The organism is Halomonas sp. N3-2A (assembly GCF_002216165.1).
In the GTDB taxonomy this organism is placed as follows: Bacteria; Pseudomonadota; Gammaproteobacteria; order Pseudomonadales; family Halomonadaceae; genus Vreelandella.
In genome coordinates this window covers 425,975-448,392 of sequence record NZ_CP022286.1, presented here as the reverse complement: position 1 = coordinate 448,392, position 22,418 = coordinate 425,975, and the positions used below count along the sequence as shown (strand labels likewise).

20 protein-coding genes are annotated in these 22,418 nt (G+C 53.6%); 7 read left to right on the top strand and 13 right to left on the bottom strand.

The genetic code is table 11. From position 1 onward, the window contains the following. Position 1 precedes the first annotated feature (1 nt). From parC to pgi, 4 genes are all read right to left on the bottom strand, one after another. Positions 2–2,257: a DNA topoisomerase IV subunit A gene (gene parC / locus CEK60_RS01940; RefSeq protein WP_232471457.1), complete on the bottom strand. Its 2,256-nt coding sequence runs from the start codon at positions 2,255–2,257 to the stop codon at positions 2–4. Between the two features lie 74 nt (positions 2,258–2,331). Next, the gene (locus CEK60_RS01935) at positions 2,332–4,299 is read right to left on the bottom strand and encodes a methyl-accepting chemotaxis protein (protein ID WP_089037592.1); all 1,968 of its coding nucleotides are present in this window, start codon (positions 4,297–4,299) and stop codon (positions 2,332–2,334) included. A 219-nt stretch (positions 4,300–4,518) separates the two neighbouring features. Continuing rightward, positions 4,519–6,414, bottom strand: coding sequence for a DNA topoisomerase IV subunit B (parE, locus tag CEK60_RS01930; protein ID WP_089037591.1), 1,896 nt, complete (start codon positions 6,412–6,414; stop codon positions 4,519–4,521). Positions 6,415–6,583: 169 nt separating this feature from the next. Continuing rightward, entirely contained in the window at positions 6,584–8,278 is a 1,695-nt protein-coding gene (pgi, locus tag CEK60_RS01925; RefSeq protein WP_089037590.1) for a glucose-6-phosphate isomerase, read from the bottom strand. 114 nt (positions 8,279–8,392) lie between these two features. On the opposite strand from pgi, the gene cmoA reads away from it, so the two are divergent. From cmoA to CEK60_RS01910, 3 genes are all read left to right on the top strand, one after another. Beyond that, positions 8,393–9,136, top strand: a complete 744-nt coding sequence (gene cmoA / locus CEK60_RS01920) for a carboxy-S-adenosyl-L-methionine synthase CmoA (RefSeq protein ID WP_089037589.1) — start codon at positions 8,393–8,395, stop codon at positions 9,134–9,136. A 1-nt stretch (position 9,137) separates the two neighbouring features. After that, a complete protein-coding gene (gene cmoB / locus CEK60_RS01915) occupies positions 9,138–10,151 on the top strand; it encodes a tRNA 5-methoxyuridine(34)/uridine 5-oxyacetic acid(34) synthase CmoB (RefSeq protein WP_089037588.1) in 1,014 nt (337 codons plus the stop codon). A 167-nt stretch (positions 10,152–10,318) separates the two neighbouring features. Beyond that, positions 10,319–10,567 carry a GlsB/YeaQ/YmgE family stress response membrane protein gene (locus tag CEK60_RS01910; RefSeq protein WP_089037587.1) on the top strand — a complete coding sequence of 83 codons (249 nt, stop codon included), beginning with the start codon at positions 10,319–10,321 and terminating at the stop codon, positions 10,565–10,567. A 334-nt stretch (positions 10,568–10,901) separates the two neighbouring features. Here CEK60_RS01910 and CEK60_RS01905 read toward each other — a convergent pair whose 3' ends face one another. The 3 genes from CEK60_RS01905 to CEK60_RS01895 all read right to left on the bottom strand — a co-directional run bounded on the left by CEK60_RS01905 (position 10,902) and on the right by CEK60_RS01895 (position 13,840). Beyond that, positions 10,902–11,576 carry a zinc metallopeptidase gene (locus tag CEK60_RS01905; protein ID WP_089037586.1) on the bottom strand — a complete coding sequence of 225 codons (675 nt, stop codon included), beginning with the start codon at positions 11,574–11,576 and terminating at the stop codon, positions 10,902–10,904. Between the two features lie 95 nt (positions 11,577–11,671). Further along, entirely contained in the window at positions 11,672–12,790 is a 1,119-nt protein-coding gene (locus CEK60_RS01900) for an App1 family protein (protein ID WP_089037585.1), read from the bottom strand. A gap of 162 nt (positions 12,791–12,952) precedes the next feature. Continuing rightward, positions 12,953–13,840, bottom strand: coding sequence for a helix-turn-helix transcriptional regulator (locus CEK60_RS01895; RefSeq protein WP_232471456.1), 888 nt, complete (start codon positions 13,838–13,840; stop codon positions 12,953–12,955). 164 nt (positions 13,841–14,004) lie between these two features. On the opposite strand from CEK60_RS01895, the gene CEK60_RS01890 reads away from it, so the two are divergent. From CEK60_RS01890 to CEK60_RS01880, 3 genes are read left to right on the top strand one after another with little or no spacing between them, the layout of a single operon-like run. Then, positions 14,005–14,709, top strand: a complete 705-nt coding sequence (locus CEK60_RS01890) for an ABC transporter permease (RefSeq protein WP_089037583.1) — start codon at positions 14,005–14,007, stop codon at positions 14,707–14,709. Further along, positions 14,706–15,452, top strand: a complete 747-nt coding sequence (locus tag CEK60_RS01885) for an ATP-binding cassette domain-containing protein (protein ID WP_089037582.1) — start codon at positions 14,706–14,708, stop codon at positions 15,450–15,452. The genes CEK60_RS01890 and CEK60_RS01885 overlap by 4 nt, the downstream gene beginning before the upstream one ends. 16 nt (positions 15,453–15,468) lie before the next feature. Next, positions 15,469–16,311, top strand: a complete 843-nt coding sequence (locus tag CEK60_RS01880) for a substrate-binding domain-containing protein (protein WP_089037581.1) — start codon at positions 15,469–15,471, stop codon at positions 16,309–16,311. A gap of 136 nt (positions 16,312–16,447) precedes the next feature. On the opposite strand, the gene cysN is transcribed toward CEK60_RS01880, so the two are convergent. The 6 genes from cysN to CEK60_RS01850 all read right to left on the bottom strand — a co-directional run bounded on the left by cysN (position 16,448) and on the right by CEK60_RS01850 (position 21,688). Beyond that, positions 16,448–17,887: a sulfate adenylyltransferase subunit CysN gene (gene cysN / locus CEK60_RS01875; RefSeq protein WP_089037580.1), complete on the bottom strand. Its 1,440-nt coding sequence runs from the start codon at positions 17,885–17,887 to the stop codon at positions 16,448–16,450. A 12-nt stretch (positions 17,888–17,899) separates the two neighbouring features. Then, positions 17,900–18,859 carry a sulfate adenylyltransferase subunit CysD gene (gene cysD, locus CEK60_RS01870; protein WP_089037579.1) on the bottom strand — a complete coding sequence of 320 codons (960 nt, stop codon included), beginning with the start codon at positions 18,857–18,859 and terminating at the stop codon, positions 17,900–17,902. 178 nt (positions 18,860–19,037) lie between these two features. Next, on the bottom strand, positions 19,038–19,772 hold the full coding sequence (locus CEK60_RS01865) for a phosphodiesterase (RefSeq protein ID WP_089037578.1): 735 nt from the start codon (positions 19,770–19,772) through the stop codon (positions 19,038–19,040). After that, entirely contained in the window at positions 19,772–20,218 is a 447-nt protein-coding gene (locus tag CEK60_RS01860; RefSeq protein ID WP_009721899.1) for a DUF1249 domain-containing protein, read from the bottom strand. The genes CEK60_RS01865 and CEK60_RS01860 overlap by 1 nt, the downstream gene beginning before the upstream one ends. Before the next feature lie 2 nt (positions 20,219–20,220). Beyond that, complete coding sequence (locus CEK60_RS01855; protein WP_089037577.1) at positions 20,221–20,907, bottom strand: NUDIX domain-containing protein; 687 nt, start codon at positions 20,905–20,907, stop codon at positions 20,221–20,223. Between the two features lie 136 nt (positions 20,908–21,043). Then, the gene (locus CEK60_RS01850; RefSeq protein WP_089037576.1) at positions 21,044–21,688 is read right to left on the bottom strand and encodes a TRAP transporter TatT component family protein; all 645 of its coding nucleotides are present in this window, start codon (positions 21,686–21,688) and stop codon (positions 21,044–21,046) included. 178 nt (positions 21,689–21,866) lie between these two features. On the opposite strand from CEK60_RS01850, the gene greB reads away from it, so the two are divergent. Further along, positions 21,867–22,415 (top strand): transcription elongation factor GreB, encoded by a 549-nt coding sequence (gene greB / locus CEK60_RS01845; RefSeq protein WP_084183742.1) that lies wholly within the window; start codon positions 21,867–21,869, stop codon positions 22,413–22,415. Positions 22,416–22,418: the final 3 nt, after the last annotated feature.

Sequence of the window (22,418 nt, the reverse complement as noted above, 5' to 3'; positions counted from 1 at the left end):
CTTACTCCCCTGCCTCTAAACAATCTACTTTTTGGAAACCGCGAGGTAGTTTGCTGCCTCGCCTACCACGTTCACCACGATAATACGCGAGATCGTCGGCTTTCAGGGTTAGCTTACGCTTACCGGCATGAATAATGAGTTCACCCCCCTCTGCCACAACGGCAATATCGCGCACAAACTCTTCACGGCGAGCCGCACGCGGACCGGGAATATCGAGCATTTTATTGCCTTTCCCTTTGGCCATTTCAGGCAATTGGTCTAACGGGAACAGCAGCAGCCTGCCTTCATTGGAAACCGACGCTACCCAATGGCCTTCGCCTTCCGGCACTTCCACTGGGGCCATAACGCTGCACCCTTTGGGAACACTCAGTACCGCTTTACCGGCTTTATTCTTGCCTGTCAGCGCCTCGAGCTGCGCGACAAAACCATAACCACCATCACTGGCCAATACGTATCGCTTGGTGGGCGGCGCCAGCATTAGCCCTGCCATGCGCGCACCTGCCGACACGTTGACACGGCCGGTAACGGGTTCACCCTGACCTCGGGCACTAGGTAGGTTATGCGCTGCTAGGGTATAAGCGCGGCCAGTGTCGTCTAGCAACACCAAAGGTTGATTGGTTTTACCACGGGCCGCCAGTTGGAAACTATCGCCAGCCTTATAGGAGAGCCCTTCCGGATCGATATCATGGCCTTTCGCCGCACGAATCCAGCCTTTTTCCGACAACACGACGGTAATCGGATCAGCGCCTAACAACTCTACTTCAGAGAGCGCTTTTGCTTCACTACGCTCAACCAGCGGCGAACGACGCGCATCACCATGCTCTTTACCTGCCGCGCGGATCTCTTTTTCAATTAACGTGGTTAGCTTAGCTTCACTACCCAGCAAGCCTTGCAGCGACTTGCGCTCTTTCTCCAGCTCATCCTGCTCACCGCGAATCTTCATCTCTTCCAGCTTGGCAAGATGGCGCAATCGCAGCTCTAGGATCGCCTCTGCCTGCCGCTCAGAAAGACCAAACGCAGCGATCAATGCTGGCTTAGGCTCATCCTCTTCACGAATAATACGGATCACTTCATCAAGGTCGAGGTAAGCCGTCAGTAGGCCTTCAAGAATATGCAGACGGTCTTCGACTTTACCTAAACGATGCTCTAAACGACGGCGCACTGTCGCTCGCCTAAAGCGCAGCCACTCGCTCAGCATATCGGGTAGCGGCATCACGCGGGGGCGACCATCCAGGCCGATCACGTTCATGTTCACCCGCACATTCTTTTCTAAATCCGTGGTGGCGAACAGGTGCGCCATCAGCGATTCAACATCCACGCGGTTAGAGCGTGGCTCAATCACCAGGCGAGTAGGCTCCTCATGGGTGGACTCATCACGCAAGTCGGCTACCATCGGCAGCTTTTTGGCCTGCATTTGCGCGGCGATCTGCTCCAATACTTTGGCACCGCTGACCTGATAAGGCACAGCGGTAATCACGATATTGGCCTCTTCGCGCACATAACGAGCGCGCAGCTTGACCGAACCGCGGCCTGATTCGTAGAGCTTGCGCAGGTCTTCTTTCGGCGTGATGATTTCGGCATCGGTGGGGAAATCGGGGGCCGGCACAAACTCCATCAGGTCGACAGTGGTCGCTTCCGGGTTCCGCAACAGGTGACAGGTCGCCTCTACCACCTCAGACACATTGTGAGGTGGAATATCGGTTGCCATCCCAACCGCGATGCCGGTACCGCCGTTGAGTAACACGTGCGGCAAACGCGCTGGAAGCACTACCGGCTCTTGCATCGTGCCATCGAAATTGGGGGTCCAGTCCACGTTGCCCTGGCCTAACTCGCTGAGCAGTACTTCTGCAAACTTAGACAGCTTGGCTTCGGTGTAGCGCATGGCAGCAAAGGATTTGGGGTCATCAGGGCTACCCCAGTTGCCTTGCCCATCCACCAGCGGATAGCGATAGCTAAACGACTGGGCCATTAGCACCATTGCTTCATAGCACGCGCTGTCGCCATGGGGGTGAAACTTACCCAGCACATCACCGACGGTACGCGCCGACTTTTTGTACTTGGCATTGGCGTGCAGCGCCAATTCACGCATGGCGTAAATAATGCGTCGCTGCACAGGTTTCATCCCATCGCCAATATTGGGCAAGGCGCGGTCTAAAATGACGTACATCGAGTAGTCGAGGTACGCTTTTTCGGTGTAATCGCGCAGGGACAGCCGTTCGACGTCACCCTCTGCTACCTGAATATCCATGTCGATCATATCCTACCTTAACAACAAAACCGCCCCAGTCGGGGCGGCTGATAAGCGGACACGCGGCCACTTAGCATGGCACGCTATGTTAATTGATACTTTTCATGCGATGCATTCGACAGTGCTGGAGCCTGGGATACCGCTTGCGCACCGCCGTGAAACTCGTCCAGCAAGCCTTTTAAGCGCTGGGCCTGTAACGACAGTTCATTAGCAGCCCCTGCGGCCTGGCTAACCAAGCCCGCATTCTGCTGGGTCACCGTATCCATCTGCGTTACCGCACGGTTAATCTCGTCAATGCCATTGGTTTGTTCGCTGGAAGCTTGGCTGATTTCGCTAATGCGTGCCGTTACTTCCTCAATGGCGACCACAATTTCTTTCATAGCCGACTCAGCTTGTTGAGCATAACCACTGCCCGTCGCGATCTGCTCAGACGTGGTTTTGATCAGCCCATTAATATTTCTGGCCGATGCAGCACTGCGCGAGGCAAGCTCACGTACTTCACTGGCAACCACCGCAAAGCCTCTTCCGTGCTCACCCGCACGCGCTGCTTCTACCGAGGCATTCAGCGCTAATATATTGGTTTGAAAAGCAATATTTTCAATTACTTGAACAATTGAAGCGACTTCAACAGAGCTTTCGTTGATCGCTTCCATGGATTGCGCCAGCCTCGATACCTGTTGGCCGCCGCGCTTTACTTTATCCGCCGATTCTTTTGCCCGCAGGTCGGCCTCTTGAGCGTTATCAGCGTTTCGCTTCACCGTAGCCGCCATCTCTTCCATCGTTGATGACGTCTCCTGAAGAGAAGCCGCCTGCTGTTCTGTTCGGCTAGAAAGCTCCGTATTGCCTGCCGCGATTTCAGTGGACTCGCTGGCGATGGCATCGGCCACGCTCCGCACATCACCAAATAGCCGCTGTAGCTTCTCCGAGTATCGATTAACAGCACGGCGCAGTTCGCCAATCTCATCCTCGCGATAGATCGTCAGCTCGCGACTCGAGTCATCCTGCCCCAGCTGATCGATTTGACGCGTAGTACTGCGTATTTGCGCTAGCAAAATACGCCCACCCCACCACCCAAGCCCCAGCAAAAGTGCCAACAAGGGGACAATAAATAGCAGTAAATCACGTGTTAACGTGCGTGCCAAAGCCGTGACTTGCTCGCTAGGCGTTACTAACCCCAGCGTCCACCCCGTACGTGGCATGTCAAATAAACGCACCTCAGCAGCTTCTGCTAACACACCTGCATTTTCGACACTCGCCTGTTCACGGCCAGCCGTGATCGCCGTAACAACGGGCTGAAGCCAGGGCATATCACGGGCAACGTCAGCTAAACTTTTCATCTCATCAGCGGCTTGCTCCACCCCCGGCAGGTCAATGACATTGCGCTCATTATCCAGTACAAAGGCGTAACCGCCTGTGCCACCGCCATTTTCTGCAAGAAACTCGGCCACGCCGCCTAGCTGCATATCAATGGTCGCTACACCTGAAAAAGCACCATCGATATAATACGGAACACTACAGGTCACCATGGCAACCCCTGTCGCTGGATCGCGGTAGGCAGCAGACCAAACGCACTGCCCTGGCGTCGCATCGCGAGCACTGCTATACCATGCTTCGTCGTGGTATGGCGCAATAGTGCTTGCGTTGTAGTCATCCAGAAACTCCAACGCTCCCTGAGCATTACGTGCCCAGAAAAAACTGAAGCGCTCGACACCCGGCGAAAATGCGCCTGGCTCAGGCCAAATACCGCCTCCGGCAATTGTCATATTGCCGTTATCATCGACCACATTGGGCAGTGCTTGCTGGTAAATCGCTTCATCTTGAGGAAGCGATTCGGCCAACGCCGCTAAGCTCGAGGTATTCCCCTCGACGCGAGCCAGCTGGCCATTCAGCGCATTCACGATAGAGCCGCCCGTACGCTCAATCAATGACTGACTTGCATCGATCACCAACGGCTGACCACGCCAGGCCATCACGCCGTAAATACTGACAGCCATTAGTAGTGTGAGCACCACTGCAGACAACGTTAACTGCCGAGAGATTGTGTTGAACAAAGCTATTCCCCTGTCTATGAGCGTTTTTTACGCGTCTTAGTATGTAAGCTACTTATTCAACTATCGGCCAAATAGCATGGCACTGTAATAATGCCTATTAACGTTTGCCTAGCAGATTGGGCTCACGCCTCCGGTCTTTATAACTGGCTTTGCAACTGTCGCTAAAAAGTCGCTAAAACAGTCGTTACAACCAGACTGATGACGCCTCTATCTCTGTAACTACACCTCTACATCAGCGAGATTGCCGTAATCTTCCAGCCACTTTTTGCGGTCACCGGCGCGTTTCTTGGCCAGCAACATATCCATCATTTCCATCGTGCCATCGCCCTCTTCCAGCGTTAACTGCACTAGGCGACGAGTTTCTACCGACATGGTGGTCTCACGCAGCTGTAGCGGGCTCATTTCACCCAAGCCTTTAAAGCGCTGAACATTGGGCGTGCCACGTTTTTTCGCCAACTGCTTGAGAATGGCGGCTTTCTCGCTCTCATCCAGGGCATAGTGCACTTCTTTACCTAAATCGATTCGATAAAGCGGCGGCATGGCGACAAACACATGCCCGGCATCCACCAGACTGGGGAAGTGCTTTACAAACAGCGCGCACAACAGCGTCGCAATGTGCAGGCCATCGGAGTCCGCATCCGCCAGGATGCAGATTTTGTGATAGCGCAGTTTTTCAAGATCTGCACTGCCGGGGTCGGCACCAATCGCCACGGCGATATCGTGCACTTCCTGAGAGCCATAGATATCGTGGGTATCGACTTCCCAGGTATTGAGGATTTTGCCGCGCAGCGGAAGAATGGCTTGAGTTTCACGGTTGCGCGCTTGTTTGGCACTACCACCTGCCGAGTCACCTTCGACTAAAAACAGCTCACTCAGGGCAGGATCCTGGCCGGAACAGTCGGCGAGTTTGCCTGGCAACGCGGGACCAGAAGTAACTTTTTTACGAGCGACCTTTTTGGACTTTTTCTGGCGCTGTTGGGCGGCGCTGATCACCATTTCGGCCAGCTGTTCGGCCTGTTCAATGTGGTGGTTAAGCCACAGCGAGAAAGCATCTTTCAACACCCCAGACACGAAGCCCGCAATCGTGCGTGAGGAGAGCCGCTCTTTGGTCTGTCCGGCAAACTGAGGATCAAGCATTTTAACCGAGAGCACAAAAGAGGCTCGTTCCCATAAATCATCGGCGGTCAGCTTAATGCCGCGGGGCAACAGGCTGCGGTATTCGCAGAACTCCCGCAGCGCTTCCAACAATCCTGAACGGAAGCCATTAACATGCGTGCCACCCTGGGGCGTGGGAATCAGGTTCACGTAGCTTTCCAACAACGCGTCGCCACCTTCGGGCAACCACTGAATCGCCCAGTCAACGCCATGCTCGTCGTCGCTAAAATGGCCTACAAAGGGTTCATTCGGCACCACTTCATAGCCATCGGTAGCTTCAGCTAGGTAGTCCTTTAAGCCATCGGCATAAGCCCATTCCGTTTTGGTGCCATCAGGCTCTATCAGCGTAACCGCCAGCCCAGGGCACAGCACGGCCTTGGCACGCAACAAGTGCTTTAACTTTGAAAGGGCAAGCTTTGGGCTGTCAAAGTAGCTCTCATCGGGCCAGAAACGCACGAGAGTGCCCGTCGCTTTTTTCGCCGCTTTACCAATTTCGTGTAGCTCTTCGACTTTTTCGCCAAACTCAAAGGCCATGGCATGGCGCGCGCCATTACGCGTCACTTCAACATCTAAACGGCGCGATAAGGCATTAACCACCGATACGCCAACCCCATGCAAACCACCGGAAAAGCGATAGCTGGAGGAGGAAAATTTGCCACCCGAGTGGAGCTTGGTAAAGATGAGCTCGACGCCCGATACGCCATGTTCAGGGTGCAAATCGATCGGCATACCGCGGCCGTTATCCTGCACTTCGATGGCGCCATCGCTATGCAGCACCACGCTGATAGCCGTTGCGTGCCCTGCGAGGGCCTCATCAACACTATTATCAATAACCTCCTGAGCGAGGTGGTTAGGCCGCGAGGTGTCGGTGTACATACCGGGACGCTTACGCACCGGCTCGAGCCCTGACAGGACTTCGATGGAACTCGCGCCGTACTGGGAGGCATCAAACTGGGTCATGTAACATCGGTTCCTAAAAAAATAGCGCTAGCAGCCGCTCTTAAGTACTTGAAACAAAGCGTACTGAAACAAAACGAACTGAAACGAGTCATTAGCGGCTGGCAAAAGGGCACAGGATAGCGGAAAAGCAAAAAGCTGTATATCCAGCCATGAAAATTACAATAGCGTGCTACTCCTGCTCTGCCGCCCAAAACGCCTCAATCAGGCCACGGCTGGAAGCATCCATACGGGAAATATCACCGCCGCCATCAATGATCGCCTGGGTATCGGTGGCAATTTTCTTACCTAGCTCAACGCCCCACTGATCAAACGGGTTAATATCCCAAATGACCGCCTGTACAAACACTTTGTGCTCATACAGGGCAATCAGTGCCCCCAGCGTAAAGGGTGTTAGCTTGTCCAACAGGACCGTTGTAGAGGGCTGGTTCCCACGGTAGCGCTTGTGCTCTGGGCGGGGGCCATCATCCTCTAGGGCATCATCCCCCAGCATCAGCACTCGTGACTGAGCAAAGCAGTTCGCCAGCGCTAGGCGGTGCTGCGCTTTTAAATGGCGACGTGTATCCGAGTCTTCCACCTCATCGTAGCGCTTCAGCGGTGCTATAAAATCGCATACGACCGGCTGGGTGCCCTGGTGAAGCAACTGATAAAAGGCGTGTTGAGCGTTGGGACCAAGCTGCCCCCACAGCACTGGACACGTTGAATAATTCACCGCTTGGCCTTGGCGGGTCACTGACTTACCGTTGGATTCCATCTCAAGCTGTTCAAGATAGGCAGCAAAGTACTCTAAGCGTCCATCGTAGGGCAGTATCGAATGGGCACGAATATCCAGGAAATTGACGTTCCAGATACCCGCTAACCCCAGCAGTACTGGCAGGTTTTCTTCCATCGGTGCATCACGGAAGTGACAGTCCATTGCATGGGCACCCGCCAGCAGTTCGCGGAAGTTATCCATACCTACAACGAGCGCAATCGGTAAGCCGATGGTGCCCCACAAGGAGTAACGCCCGCCGACCCAGTCCCAGAACATCAGTTGGTGATCTGAGGAAATACCCCACTCACTCATCTTTTCAGGGCTCGCCGACACACCAATGAAGTGCTGGCGAACAATTAACTCTGCGCTTAATGGCGCGGCACTGGGAAGATCGCCATGCTCAGAAAGCTTTCCTAATAGCCAGTCTTTGGCCGTATTAGCATTGGAAAGCGTGTCGATAGTGGTAAACGACTTGGACGATAAAACAAACAGGGTTGTTTCAGGATTAAAGCGACTTAGATAATCCGCCAGTTGGGAGCCATCCATGGTCGACGCAAAGTGCACGTCCAATGAGTGCCCCTCTTTTGGGCGATAATCTGCCAGCGCATGGGTGACCATTAACGGGCCAAGATCCGAGCCGCCGACACCTAAATTCACCACATGCCGGATCGGCTTACCGGTTGCACCACGCCACTGTCCCGCCTGCAAGCGCTGCACCAAACGCTCCATTTGGGCAAGGCTGTCATGCACAGCGGCCACCACATCTTCCCCTTCTACTTCAAGCGTGGCATCAGCAGGTAACCGTAAAGCTGTATGTAGTGCGGGGCGATTTTCACTGACGTTGACACGCTTCCCACTTAGTAACGCATCAATCTCCCCTGGCACCCCCGCTTCATGCGCCAGCGCCAGCAAGTGTTCAAGGGTGTCATCATCCCAACGCTGTTTAGATAAATCCAAGGTTAAACCTGCCACTTGGCGCGTGAAGTTCAACCAGCGACTGTCATCATCACCGAACAAATTTTTTAAGTGTACGTGTTGTAGCGTGTCAGCATGATGCTTCAACGTCTGCCATGCGGGTAGTGTATCGGGGGTTGTGCGTGTTGCTGAAGCCATATGCCCTCTCCTTTGGCGTCCTTCCGTGCGGCAGGAATCTGTTATAAACAGGTCTGTTCTGGTGTATCAAGGGCGCGTAAACTACGCAGCCTCATTAATAATCCTGGCTTGCCCATGAGTGATGCATCTTACCGCGACGCTATCTTTTCAACACCCTTAGATAAGGTGGCAAGGTTCTCCTTCGACGAACAGGTCGTTGCGTGTTTCCCTGATATGATCCGCCGTTCAGTGCCCGGTTACGGGCAAATCCTCGGCATGTTGAGCTTAATTGCCCAACGCCATTTGCGCCATGGCGCTCACGTTTACGACCTAGGTTGCTCGCTGGGCGCATCCGGCCTAGCACTGGCGGGCGCACTTCCCGCCGATGCCTTTCGCTATACCGGTGTGGATCTTTCACCCGCCATGGTGGCTAGGGCCAAGCAAACCTTTTTGGAAGAGTGCCCAGACCATGCCATGCAGATCGAGGAGGCCGACATACGCACGCTTGAGTATGCACCTTCCGGCATGATCATTCTCAACTTTACGCTGCAGTTTCTGCCCCCTGCCGATCGCGATGCGCTGCTGAAGCGGCTTTACGATGCCCTTGAACCGGGCGGCGTACTGATTTTATCGGAGAAAACCATCGATGCCGATGAACGGGACAACGCGTGGCGGGTTGAGCGCTACCATGACTTCAAGCGCGCCAATGGCTACAGCGATATGGAAATCAGCCAAAAGCGCACTGCGCTGGAAAACGTGCTAATTCCCGACACGCTTGATGCCTTACATGGCCGCTTAGCCCTAGCGGGCTTTCCTCGCTCAATGACCTGGTTCCAGTACTTGAACTTTACCTCGCTGATCGCCTTCAAGGAGGGTTAAGGTGCCGCTGTTACCCGATGATCATCGCGCGCTTTATCAGGCATTTTTAGATCAAGCCAGCCAGGATGCCACACTGACACCCTGGCTTGCCAAGCTGCCCGAACAGCTGGCCAATGGATTAGATCGCCAGCGCCACGGCGACCTGTCCGCCTGGGAGAAAGCGGTTGCCAAACTGCCTGCTCTGCCCGAGGAGCGCCACGTCGATCTTACCAGCGATACAGTGAGCGTCGATGTCGCTTTGAGCGATAGCCAAAAGCGTCAGTGTTTTAATCTGCTGCGCAAACTATCGCCCTGGCGCAAAGGCCCCTTTCGCTTGGGTGGCATCGATATTGATACCGAATGGCGCTCCGACTGGAAATGGCAAAGAGTCGCCCCGCATCTTGCGCCGCTAAAGTACCGTAAGGTATTGGATGTTGGCGGTGGCAGCGGCTACCACGCTTGGCGCATGGCCGGAGAAGGCGCAGCCTTTGTGCTTGTGATTGATCCTTCACCACGCTTTTATTGGCAGTTTCAGGCGGTGCGCCACTTCGTTGGCAATGCCGACGGCGGCCGCACGCAGTTTCTACCGGTAGGCATTGAAGATGTGCCGGAAAAGCTGGGATTTTTCGATACGGTATTTTCCATGGGCGTGCTCTACCACCGTCCTTCGCCACTTGAGCATTTGCAGCAACTAAAAGAGGCGTTAACCCCCGGTGGTGAACTGGTGTTAGAAACACTAGTGGTGGAAGGCGATGAGCAAACCGTGTTTGTACCTGGCGAACGCTACGCCGCGATGCCTAATGTTTACTTCCTGCCCTCTTCAAAAGCGCTATGTCACTGGCTAGAACGGTGCGGTTTTACCAATGTGCGAGTGGTCGACGAAGCGCTAACAACGCTTGATGAGCAGCGCTCAACCGAGTGGATGACCTATCAATCGCTAGCCGATTTTCTCGACCCCAGCGATCCAACCCGCACCATTGAAGGCTACCCTGCACCACGTCGAGCGGTGATTATCGCCAACCGAAACGGGTGTTGATGGGCTGTGTCGTACGCTTGTGTCAATCAAGCTTGTAATGATCGTACTGTTAATAACACGTTTTTTTGTAACAGTTCTTAATTACTTAGATCGTTATGGGATAGCCCATAATGTCATCGCTCATATAGGCACAAGCTCACTAATGGGATATTAATCAAGGAGTAAAGATGGGTTTTTTAGCGTGGATTCTATTCGGCCTTATCGCCGGTGTGATTGCAAAAATGATTATGCCTGGTAAAGATCCAGGTGGCCTTATCGTTACCATTCTTCTCGGTATTGCTGGCGCCTTTGTCGGTGGCTGGATTGGCTCACTGGTTGGGCTTGGCACCATGGGTGATTTCAGCTTTGGAAGTTTTGTGACCGCTATTGTAGGTGCTTTGGTATTGTTGTTCGGCTATCGGATGATCAAGAAGTAAGCATCTCACATTGCCCATACGACAAAAAAAGCCGCTCAATAGAGCGTAATGCCAGTCAGTTAAGCCTGACTGGCATTAGCCGATGGGCTGGTTTTTTTTGTTTAATAAGTGCCTGACGGTGACTCCACCCCAGCCCTTCGAGACGCCCTCGTCATTCCCGCAGGCCCTTAGCGGGAATCCATGTTGACCTGGGATTCTGGGCTGCTGCAGGTCAAGGTCAAGATCAAGATGGATTCCCGATAACCCCACTCGGGAATGACAGTGCGGTAGCTGGCATTAGCCGATGGGCTGGTTTTTTTGTTATTCAACAGGGCTTGGCCAGCGCTCACTAATCTCAACGCCGCAAAATCACCAGCCAACGGCCAAGGTTCATCACGCTGGCCAGCGAAGCAGCAACGTAGGTGAACGCGCAGGCGGTAAGCACATGGCGAGCGCCGGGCATGTCATAGGGCGGCACGTACTCTTTAAGCAGTGGCAGTGCACGGTTAAAGCTGGCATCGAACTCAACGGGTAGCGTCACTAGGTGCACCAGCGCGGCGGTACCAAAACTAATGACGGCCATGGCGATAACCGCTGCCAGCCCACCGGGCAGCCTTGTGAGCACAAACAGAAATGGTGCAGCCATCATTAAAATAGCGCCCAGCTTTTCTGCCTTTTGCGCTACTTGAACCAAACGGCTTCGGGCTAGCAGAGGCGCGTAGCCTTCATGGTGCTGAATGGCGTGCCCAACCTCGTGGGCAGCAACGGTCACCGCCGTCAGTGAACGGCCATCATAGTGGTCCGAGGTAAGGCGTACGCAGCGCGATTCCGGGTCGTAATGATCACCAAATTCGCTACGCTCTACTCTCACGCCTTCTACACCTAAACGACGTAGCAGATGCTCGGCAAGCTCCGCGCCGGTACCCGGATAGTCATCCCGCCCACGGGTGTGGCGTTTCAATACCCATTTTGCCCATAGGTTAGGCAGAACAAAAATGGCCAGCGCCAATACGATTAACACAATGACCATGATCACACTCACCGCTGATTAAGAACCTAAATTAACGACCCGCTAACCCGTGTTTAGTTTTACCATGAGCACAAAATAGGCGCACTCACCTGCAACTATTCAGGATCATTGTGATGCGCGTCTACATCCCGTTGTACCGCTTGCAGCCCTCTGGCAGAAATATCGCCTTTAGAGTAGGCATGTTTGGCAATCAAAATACTGTCAGCGGCGAGTACTAATTCGCAATCAGTATGGGCAAGTTCATCCCGTAAACGCTGAATCGCCTCTTCCCGTTGAGGGTCTTTATCAACCCGACGAATATAGATCGCTTTGATTCGTGTGGGGTATGCCTTTACTACCTCGGTATAAACCTCTGGGTCGTGCTGGCCGCTGTCACCAATCAAAATACACGGCATATCGTGATAGAGCGCTAACATGCGGTCGATCAAATCACGCTTGTGCGCTTCGGCCCGCCGCGGCCACGGACGGCGCAGAGAAATCCCCCACTCGCGTAGGAATAGAATAGGCCCAACAGGAATACGGTTAAGCTGAAAGAAGGTTTCCAGCATCTCATAGATTGCCCAGGGCCCTCTGGAAACATACAAAATAGGCCGTTCAGCTTTCTCAGTTTCTCCTCGATACAGCGCCTGATAAAGCGATGCCACCCCAGGAAAAGCCGTGCGTCGATGCGGCTTACGGACAAACAAGCGATACAGCATTTTGAGTTTTTCAGCGACGCCGGTGAACATGACGGTGTCATCAATATCACTGATCACCAACAGATCTGCTTCGGGAGGCGGCACGTAAACTTCGACGCTGGTGCGGATTGGCGGGTGGCCATCAGCATGAACCATGATATCGGCACGATGCCAGGAAACATCAACCGGTAATGCAGTACTGATCGGCAAGTGAGCGTCAAAGTAACCGTCGCGGTCAGTCGTTAGACACAGCTGATTATCGCCAATGCGTATATCCACTTTGGCATTCGCGAGGCCGCGACGAAAGATACGCCGAGCAACATCCGCAGTATCCCGCAACATACCTCGCCGAGGTATCGCCCTACCTAACGCGGCCTGACGAAACACGCGCCCCATCACAAACACCTCTTGCTGGGAACCATAACCACGGTAGGGGTGCACCATCATCCCCCCATGACCGCTGTCGCGCTTCATAGGCTGTGCCACCACGTGAGCCAACCGTTTGGCAAAACTTACCCACGGTTGATACCACGCCATTACTGGCACCCACACGAAAAACACTCAGCCACGTCATCGGCAACCGCTATATTTTGCGTCATTCCCAACATTGTTCACTTCCTGTGATGGCTCTTTAAATAGCTAAACGGTCACCAGTGTGGCGTAATGACGGGCGTCCCTCAACCGCCAAAAGCCATATTGCTAAGCGTTGTACAACACTTCTCCCAAGCCGCTCACGTTATAGCCTTGCAAAGCCCCCGCCCGCTGGATAAAACGTTCCTGGCGAGTAAATGAAATAAGCGCCTGAACCGCTGGTTCGAAGTAACTTCGGCGGTGCATCACCAAGTCAAATGATTCTTCAATTAGCGGTATAAAGTGTAGGTGTTGACGACGGGCTGCAGCTTCGACCCCAAGTCCAACGTCCGCTTCACCTTGAGCAATGGAAAGGGCCAAATCATCTTCGCTCAACGAAACGTTAGCTGCCCAATTGAGCGTGCTCGGTTCAATCGCTGACCGCTGTAGCAGGCAACGCAGTAACTGCGCCGCACCTGCATCAGGCTGACGGTGGGCAAGCGTAGCCTTCTGCCGGGAAATATCACTGAGCGTTTGAATGCCCAGTGGATTTCCCGGCGCCACTAGCAACCCCTGCTGGCGCTTCGCCCAATGCAGCACGATTAAGTCCCGCACCCCCCCCAGCCCTAGTGCCGCTGGCTCGTTATAGCGCCCGGATTCAAAGTTGAGTAAGTGAATACCCGCCAACAGCGCTTTTCCTTCCATCAAGCGGCGCAGGCCATCACCACTGCCGTGGCACAGTGAAGCCAAATCACTGCCGCTTTCGCGAACCGCCCACTCCAACAGTGGATCTTGGCTACCCGCCACTATCAACGGCAGCGGTGAACGCAACGCTTGGTCACCTTCTAAATGGCTGAGCACCCACATATCGATATGCTGACGAGGAAAGAGCAATTTTCCGGTAGCGCGGCTGCAAGGTATCTGCCCCTGGCGCACCAAGTCATACACCTTTCGCTCTTTTAAGCGCAGGTAGTCGGCCACCTCTGCCGTGGTGAGGAATTCCCTTAACATGCTCATGCGCCTCGCAATTTACTGCATATAGCTGCATATATTTCAGGCTAAAGTGCATTACATCAAGTTTGCATACATTATGCTAGCGGATGCACCTAAGGTGATTGAACTCACATGATGTCGGTTGTTAAAAACGATGCTGAATAACAAAAATGAGGGTGCGAACGTCAATGTCCCCAAGTGAGAACCCCTTTTACACAGCGTTTGCCTTGATTCTGGGCATGGATCAGGGGCTAATCGATATCGTGACGCTGTCACTGCAGGTGTCGCTGCTGGCCGTACTGCTTGCTTGTGTACTGGCATTACCACTAGGCGCTGCACTCGCTCTTTGGCGCTTCCCTGGCCGCAATGCGTTGATTGTGCTGCTCAATGCGCTCATGGGCCTTCCCCCAGTGGTCGCTGGGTTATGTGTCTATCTGCTGCTTTCTCGCGCAGGGCCACTAGGTCAGTTTGGGCTGCTGTTTACGCCAACGGCCATGGTGATTGCACAAGTCATTTTAGTATTCCCGATTATTGCCGCGCTTACTCGCCAGCAAGTAGAGACACTGCATAACGAGTATGCCGAACAGCTGCGCTCTCTTGGCCTGAAGCAGCTACGGATGATGCCTACTCTACTGTGGGACGCACGTTTCGGACTATTAACCGTGATACTCGCAGGCTTTGGCCGCGCTAGCGCTGAAGTCGGTGCGGTGATGATTGTCGGTGGCAATATCGATGGCGTCACCCGCGTAATGACTACCAGCATTGTGTTGGAAACCAGTAAAGGCAACCTCCCCCTCGCGCTGGGATTAGGCATCGTGCTGCTTAGCCTTGTGACGCTCATTAATGCATTGGCTCACACGGTCAGTGAAACGGCCAAGAGGCGATTGGGATGAACGCGTCTATTTTTCCACCAGCGAGTTTCCCCCAGTCTCTTATGACGACCGTGCCTACGCTGCATTTTGATCAGGTCAGTTTTGAGCATCGCGGCCATCGTTTACTCGCCCCCACCACGCTGACACTCTCAGGCTGCCAGCGCACACTTATTATGGGTCCCAACGGTGCAGGAAAGAGCCTGTTAATGCGTTTGGCACACGGCCTGCTCACCCCCAGTAGTGGGCACGTTAGCTGGCAGGGAGAGCCACCGGCCCAAGCCATGGTGTTTCAGCGCCCTGTGCTACTGCGCCGCTCGGCAATCGATAATTTGACCTATGCCCTGGCAGTTAGCGGAGTGCCACGTCGGCAGCGCAAGCACATGGCCCAGCAGGCACTCGAAAAATTTGGCTTAGTCGCGCTTGCCAAGCGTCCTGCCCGGGTGCTCTCCGGCGGCGAACAGCAGCGCCTTGCGCTTGCTCGTGCCTGGCTACTTAACCCTGCCGTGCTGTTCTTAGATGAGCCTACATCTGCTCTAGACCCTGCTGCTATCAAGGCGGTTGAAGATGCGGTAAATGAATTTCACCAGAACGGCACGCGCATCATTATGACCACCCACGACCTGCATCAAGCACGCCGCCTAGCTGATGAGGTGGTGTTTATGTATAGCGGCCAAGTGCTAGAGCACACGCAGGCCCAAGACTTTTTTAACACGCCAGCTTCCACGCAAGCGGGAGCCTTTATTCGCGGCGAACTTGTTTGGTAACCCCAGGAGCAACCCTATGAAAAAAACCACAATATTGACTACCGCTAGCTTACTAACCTCAGGATTAGTAGGCCTCTCGTGGAGTGCCTCACTGCTCGCTAACGATGATTTCATCACCTTAGCGTCAACCACCTCCACTGAAAACTCAGGGCTATTTGACGCGATTATTCCTACCTTCACCGACACCACGGGCATTGATGTGCGTGTGGTCGCCGTAGGGACAGGACAAGCATTTGAGATTGCCCGCCGAGGAGATGCCGATAGCCTGCTGGTGCATGACACGGCGGGCGAAGAGCAGTTTGTCGCCGATGGCTACGCCAGCGAGCGCCTGGACGTCATGTATAACGACTTTGTGATTGTCGGTCCCAGCGATGACCCTGCAGATGTGAGCAGTAGTACCAATGTCACCGAGGCGTTTTCACGTATCGCGGAAAGCGAATCGCCCTTTGCATCCCGTGGCGATGATAGCGGCACCAACCGTGCCGAACTGCGTTTATGGGAAGGTGCAGAGGTGACCCCTCAAGGTGAGTGGTATCGCGAGTTAGGTAGCGGCATGGGGCCAACTCTAAACACCGCTGCAGGTATGAACGCCTACACATTCACTGACCGTGCAACCTGGGTAGCGTTTGAAAACCCGCAAGACTTAACGCTGTTATTTGAAGGCGACGATGCGCTGTTTAATCAGTACGGCACTCTGCTGCTTTCTGAACAGAAACACCCGCACTTGAAGCATGATTTAGCGGCCCAGTGGCACCAGTGGCTGGTGTCTGAAGAAGGACAGCAAGCGATTGCCGATTTTGACGTCAACGGCCAACAGCTGTTTTTCCCTAACGCGCAGTCTTCGTCTAACACACAGTAGCGCTGCTCCTTACGTAAAAGCCGCCTTGGTCAATGACCAAGGCGGCTTTTTGGTTCAGCTCACGTACCTGCTTGCCAGTACTTGCTATCAGTACCTACTAACAGTACCTACTAACAGTACTTGCTAACAGACCCTGTTAACGCAGCAAGTCGCGCACATCCTTCGCTTCCCAGTGCGGAAAATGCTTACGCACCAGCGCGTTCAAATCACGCTCAAAGGCTGCCCAATCAGTAGCGCCACTGACCTGCTCGCGGGCATCGGCTGTCCCGCGAATCATGCCAGCGCCAACCGTTACGTTGGTCAGTCTGTCGATGATGATAAAGCTACCAGTGCCAGGACTGGTGCGATAGTCATCCACTGGAATCGCAGCTGTTAACTCTACCTCACAGCGAGCAATCGCGTTTAACCCCAGCGAGTCGGTGGCGTGTCTTTCAAGTGTATTAACGTCAATCTGGTACTCGATGGCACTTACCTGCCCAGATAGATCTCGGGTGGCGAGCTTAAAGTCATACAGTTTTCCCGGCGCCAGTGCATCTTCATGCATCCATACAATATCCGCCATGAACGCATTAGAAAGCGGTAAGTCGGCGTCGGCACTAACAATCCAATCACCGCGGGAAATATCAATCTCATCTTCCAGGGTGACGGTTATTGCTTGGCCTGGATAAGCGGCGCTTAAGTCGCCGTCAAACGTCACAATTCGCTCAACCCGTGACGTTTTACCCGATGGCAGCGCCTTTACTTCCTGGCCTGGGTGCAGAATACCTGCCGCTAATGTGCCGCAATAACCGCGAAAATCCAGATTCGGGCGATTAACGTACTGTACCGGCAAACGTAAATCAGTGAGGTTTTGGTCACGACTGATTTCGACACTTTCCAGCAGCTCAATCAGCGTTTTACCTTCATAATCCGTACCGAAATACCAAGGCGTCTGATCACTTGGGTTGACGACGTTGTCGCCGTTGAGTGCCGACATGGGTACAAAGCGAATATCCGGCGCGCTAAGGTTGGTGGCAAACGCGCGATACTCATCAACAATCTCGTTGAAGCGCTGCTCAGAGAACTCCACCAAATCCATTTTGTTTACCGCAATCACCAAGTGCTGAATACCCAGCAAATCGGCAATAAAGCTATGGCGACGAGTTTGGGTCTGCACACCATAACGGGCATCAATCAAAATAATCGCCAAGCTGGCTGTTGAAGCGCCCGTGGCCATGTTTCGGGTGTACTGCTCATGCCCTGGGGTATCCGCAATGATGAACTTACGCTTTTCGGTGGAGAAAAAGCGATAAGCAACATCAATGGTAATGCCCTGTTCTCGCTCTGACTGCAAACCATCTACCAACAGCGCCAAATCAACCGTATCACCGGTAGTGCCACTGGTTTTAGACGCTTGGGTAATTGCCGCCAGTTGATCTTCAAAGATCATTTTAGAGTCGTGCAGCAGTCGCCCGATCAGCGTAGATTTGCCGTCATCGACACTGCCGCAGGTAATAAAGCGCAGCAGGTCTTTGTTCTCGTGCTCGTGAAGGTACTGCTCGATATTGTCAGCAATTAAATTGGATTGATGAGCCATTAGACCTACTCCTTAAAAATAGCCTTCGCGCTTTTTCTTCTCCATCGAACCGACCTGGTCACGATCAATGGCACGGCCACTACGCTCACTGGTTTTGGTCAACAGCATCTCTTGAATAATCTCGGGCAGTGTCGCCGCCGTTGATTCCACCGCACCGGTCAGTGGATAACAGCCCAGCGTTCTGAAGCGCACAAACTTCTCTTCAGGCACTTCATCGGGTGCCAAAGGCAAGCGATCATCGTCAACCATAACCTGCATGCCATCACGCTCAACCACAGGACGCTTGGCGGCGTAGTAAAGCGGCACAATCGGAATCGACTCAAGATAGATGTACTGCCAGATATCCAGCTCGGTCCAATTCGAAAGTGGGAAGACGCGAATTGACTCGCCCTTGTTAACGTTGGCGTTATACACATTCCAAAGCTCAGGGCGCTGACTCTTCGGATCCCAGCGGTGGTATTTATCGCGGAAGGAGTAGACACGCTCTTTAGCGCGTGAGGCTTCCTCATCACGCCGTGCGCCGCCGAAAGCCGCATCAAAGCCATGCTTATCCAGCGCTTGCTTCAACGCTTGGGTTTTCATGATATCGGTATATTTCGCACTACCGTGGTCAAAGGGGTTGATATTGGCAGCCCGCCCCTCCTCATTGGTATGCACAATCAGCTCCATCCCCGCTTCTTCTGCCATGCGGTTACGAAACTCGATCATTTCACGAAACTTCCAGGTGGTGTCCACATGCATCAACGGGAATGGCGGTGTCCCCGGGTAGAAGGCTTTGCGCGCCAAGTGCAGCATCACCGAGGAGTCTTTACCGATGGAGTACATCATGACCGGGTTACTAAACTCAGCGGCAACTTCCCGGATAATATGTATCGATTCAGCTTCTAGCTGCTTTAGATGGGTCAAACGTGCCGCGTCAGGTGTGGCAGACACCTCACGCTGGGACGCTGACGGCGCAGAAAACTGGTTCATTACCTACTCCCTCATAAAACGGTGCTTGCACGTGCAAACGCTATTTTCCGACTAACGGCAACGCGGCCGAAAGACGGCTATTTGAGGATAGGGTAACGCCGAGTCAATAATAACCCAAAAGAATTAATAACTATCTTTTTATATCTTTATTGCCTAACAGTGTCATCACAGGCACACACTATACGACAACACGCTCAATCCAGGTCTGCCAATCACTGCCATGAAGATCAATGATTCGATAGCCGGGTCGAGATGCTTCATCAATCGCAAACTGCTCAGCGCCGGGTAAGAACTGGTCTGCGATGGCAGGACAACCATACACGTCAATCTTGCCATCCGCGGTACGGTGCGACTGGGCATAGGCTTGGTGGGCATGACCAAACAGGATGATCTTAACCTGAGGGTGGCGGTTTAACAGTTGCCAAAACGCCTCGCGATCTTGAAGGCCAATAGCGTCCATCCACACAGCGCCCACATCAACGGGGGGGTGGTGCATCACAATCAAGGTTGGGCGGCCATCTTCTTCTAGGCGCTCAGCCAGTGCGTTTAAGCGCTCAGCGCCCAATTCGCCATGCGGCTGGCCTTCCACATGGGTATCCAACAGCAATAATCGCCATTGAGCCAGGTCGACTTCCTCCACCAGCGGGTGCTCCGCTTGCATAAAGGCAAGCTGATCGTGATTGCCAGGAATCCAGAACCATGGGCACGGCAATGATGCCAGCGCTTGGCATGCCAACGCATAAGAGGCAGCCGTTTCATCTTGGCTTACATCACCGCTAAATACGACGATGTCGGGCCGCTCAGCGATCACTGCTTCCAGCACACGCTCAAACTGCTGCCACGGAATTCCCGCCCGTGAGCGAGCCGCCTTATCGGCATGCAGGTGCGAATCAGTTATCTGAACCAGCCGCATCAGGGTAACTCCGGCATATCATAGGCATGGCCATGGGCTAAGCCATGCGCCAGCCACTCACCTAGAAAGCGATTCAGCTGCAGCTTCTCATCTGGCTGGTGCATTCTGGCATTCGGATAACGATAGCGACCACTAAAGTGGCGCTCACGCTGAAAATCAGTCACTTCTGCCATACGTACATCATGGTAGAGATGGACACGCATTCTGGGGCCTTCAATAACCGCATCCAGCGGCCCACTCTGGGTCACTTCCACCATCGTGGTATAGGGCGCCTGCTCCAGAATCTTAAGATGTAAATCGCCGAAATGCTGGTCATCGCCATGCAGCGCGATATCACGTCGCTGGCCACTTTCCATATCACCTACCAAACGAAGCATGCGCATATAGTTGGCGCTACACTCGCCCTGCAGGGACTTTAAATCGGTGACATAGGCGGTTCTAGCCATGTTCACTCCTTTTCAGATTCGCTTGGCATTGTCGCTGCTCGATGAGAAGCAGCACGCAGCGAAGCGCGCTGGCTCGCTAACCAATGTAGCCCAATCAAACACATGGCGTTATCGAGTCTTCCCTGTTCCAGGAGTTCCCATGCTGTCGGAAAAGCCACCACATGAACACGGATATCTTCGTGCTCATCATCCAGGCCATGAATTCCCCCCATACCCTGGGTATCGACTAAACCACAAAATAGCGTCACGCGTTCGTTACACGCCCCTGGGCTTGGATAATAAGTATGCAATTTCGTCAGCACGCCAACCTGGCAGCCAGACTCTTCCATGGCTTCGCGGCGGGCAACATCTTCAAGGGACTCGCCTTTATCTGCCAGCCCCGCCACCAACTCTAACTTCCAAGGGGAAAGCGGATCGTCAATCGCGCCAGCACGAAACTGTTCGACAAGTACTAATGCGTCACGAGCAGGGTCGTAAAGCAGCACGCCAACAGCATCAAAGCGGTTATGCACCTCACGCCGCATCGTGCCGCTCCAGCCACCTTCAAACAGACGATGACGCAGTTCTAAGGCTTCCAAACGGAAAAACCCCTGATAAAGGGTCTCTCGCTGAATAAGCTCGACATCGTCTCGGCCTAACTGAGGCGGCGCTGACGCATCGGGCACTAATGAATTAGGGCTAGATGCCATGAAGCACTCCCAGTGTTAACAATCGTTCTATTATCAATGCTTACCACTGGGAATGCCAATGCGCCTATCAACCTTAGCGTTTCTATCAACCTTAGCGTTTCTATCAACCTTAGCGCTAGGCGCCTTGGCTAACAGTCTACAGCTCGCCGAGTAATACCTCGGCATCCCGGCGCAGTGCTTCATCAGATTTTTGACGAGCCTCGCGTGCAGTACCATTCACCGCGCGCTGGGCATGCTCGCGAGCAGCTTGGGTATTGCCTTCTTCTTTCAAGAAAGTTGCATAGTAATAGTTCACATCAATACCGTCTGGGCGAATCTCTAGCGCGCGCTGAAACATGCGCTCAGCGGTATCGCTGTTGCCAAAGCCTAAAGGCCTGCCTGGGGCGCGGTCGTATAGCGCTCCTAGCGTGACATAAGCCGAACCATTGCCGCCTTGTGGGTCGATTTCAATGGCCCGCTCCAGCACATCGCGGGCATCGCCCGCGGTGCCTAAGGCACCAAGCCCACCGCGTTCACGTGCATAGGAAGCCAGCACGATGCCTTGCCAGATCAATACTTCCGCTTGATCAGAATGCTGGCTAGCCAATTGCTCAGCCTCACTGGCCAGCGCTTTAAGCGTGCTCTCACGCTCGTTAGCTGGCATCTCAGTGACGGTGTGTTCCCAGCGATTTTTTAGCGAGAATACGTCACCTTCATAAGCCGACACGCTTAATGGGGCTAGCGCTAAGGCGCTGCCTAACGCCGCTGCAATGAGTAACCGAGAAAAAGGGGGTGTGCGCATAATAAGCTCCTGGTTTATTTTTGTGCTTTCTAACAAGTAATACGTTTGGTATTGGGGTCTGAAATCACCCACACCCATAATGTAACGAACGTTTGAATGAATCGCCAATAAATAAGCGCTTTGTTAACCACACTGCCATTAGCGTAAGCTGGTGCTCTTTGAGGAGGTGAAAAACGCAATGAAAGGCCGAAATATGACGCGCTGGCGCGATCCAGCGAAAGACCCGCGCCAACAACCTAAGAGCAACCTGATCACAGCAGAGGGTGCGGCTCGCCTACGCGCTGTCTTGGACCATCTATCGCGAGTTAAACGCCCCGCCATTTCGGCCAAAGTCGGCGAAGCGGCCGCCCAGGGTGACCGCAGTGAAAATGCCGATTACACCTATAACAAGAAAGAGTTAAACCGCGTTATTGCGCGTATCGGCTACCTAACAAAACGGTTGGACGAACTGCAAATTGTTGATCGTCTGCCCGCTGACACCAGCAAGGTTTTTTTTGGCGCGTACGTCGATTTGGAAGATGAAAGCGGAGAGCAAGTTCATCTTAGAATTGTTGGCCACGACGAAATCGATACCAAAAAGCGCTGGATCAGTATCGATGCCCCTATGGCCAAAGCACTGCTCGGGAAAGAAGTAGACGACGATATCACGGTACTCACACCCAATGGCGAGACGTTCTACACCATCACGGCGATCCGTTATCCTGGCATGAAATCACCGTCTACTTGAGGC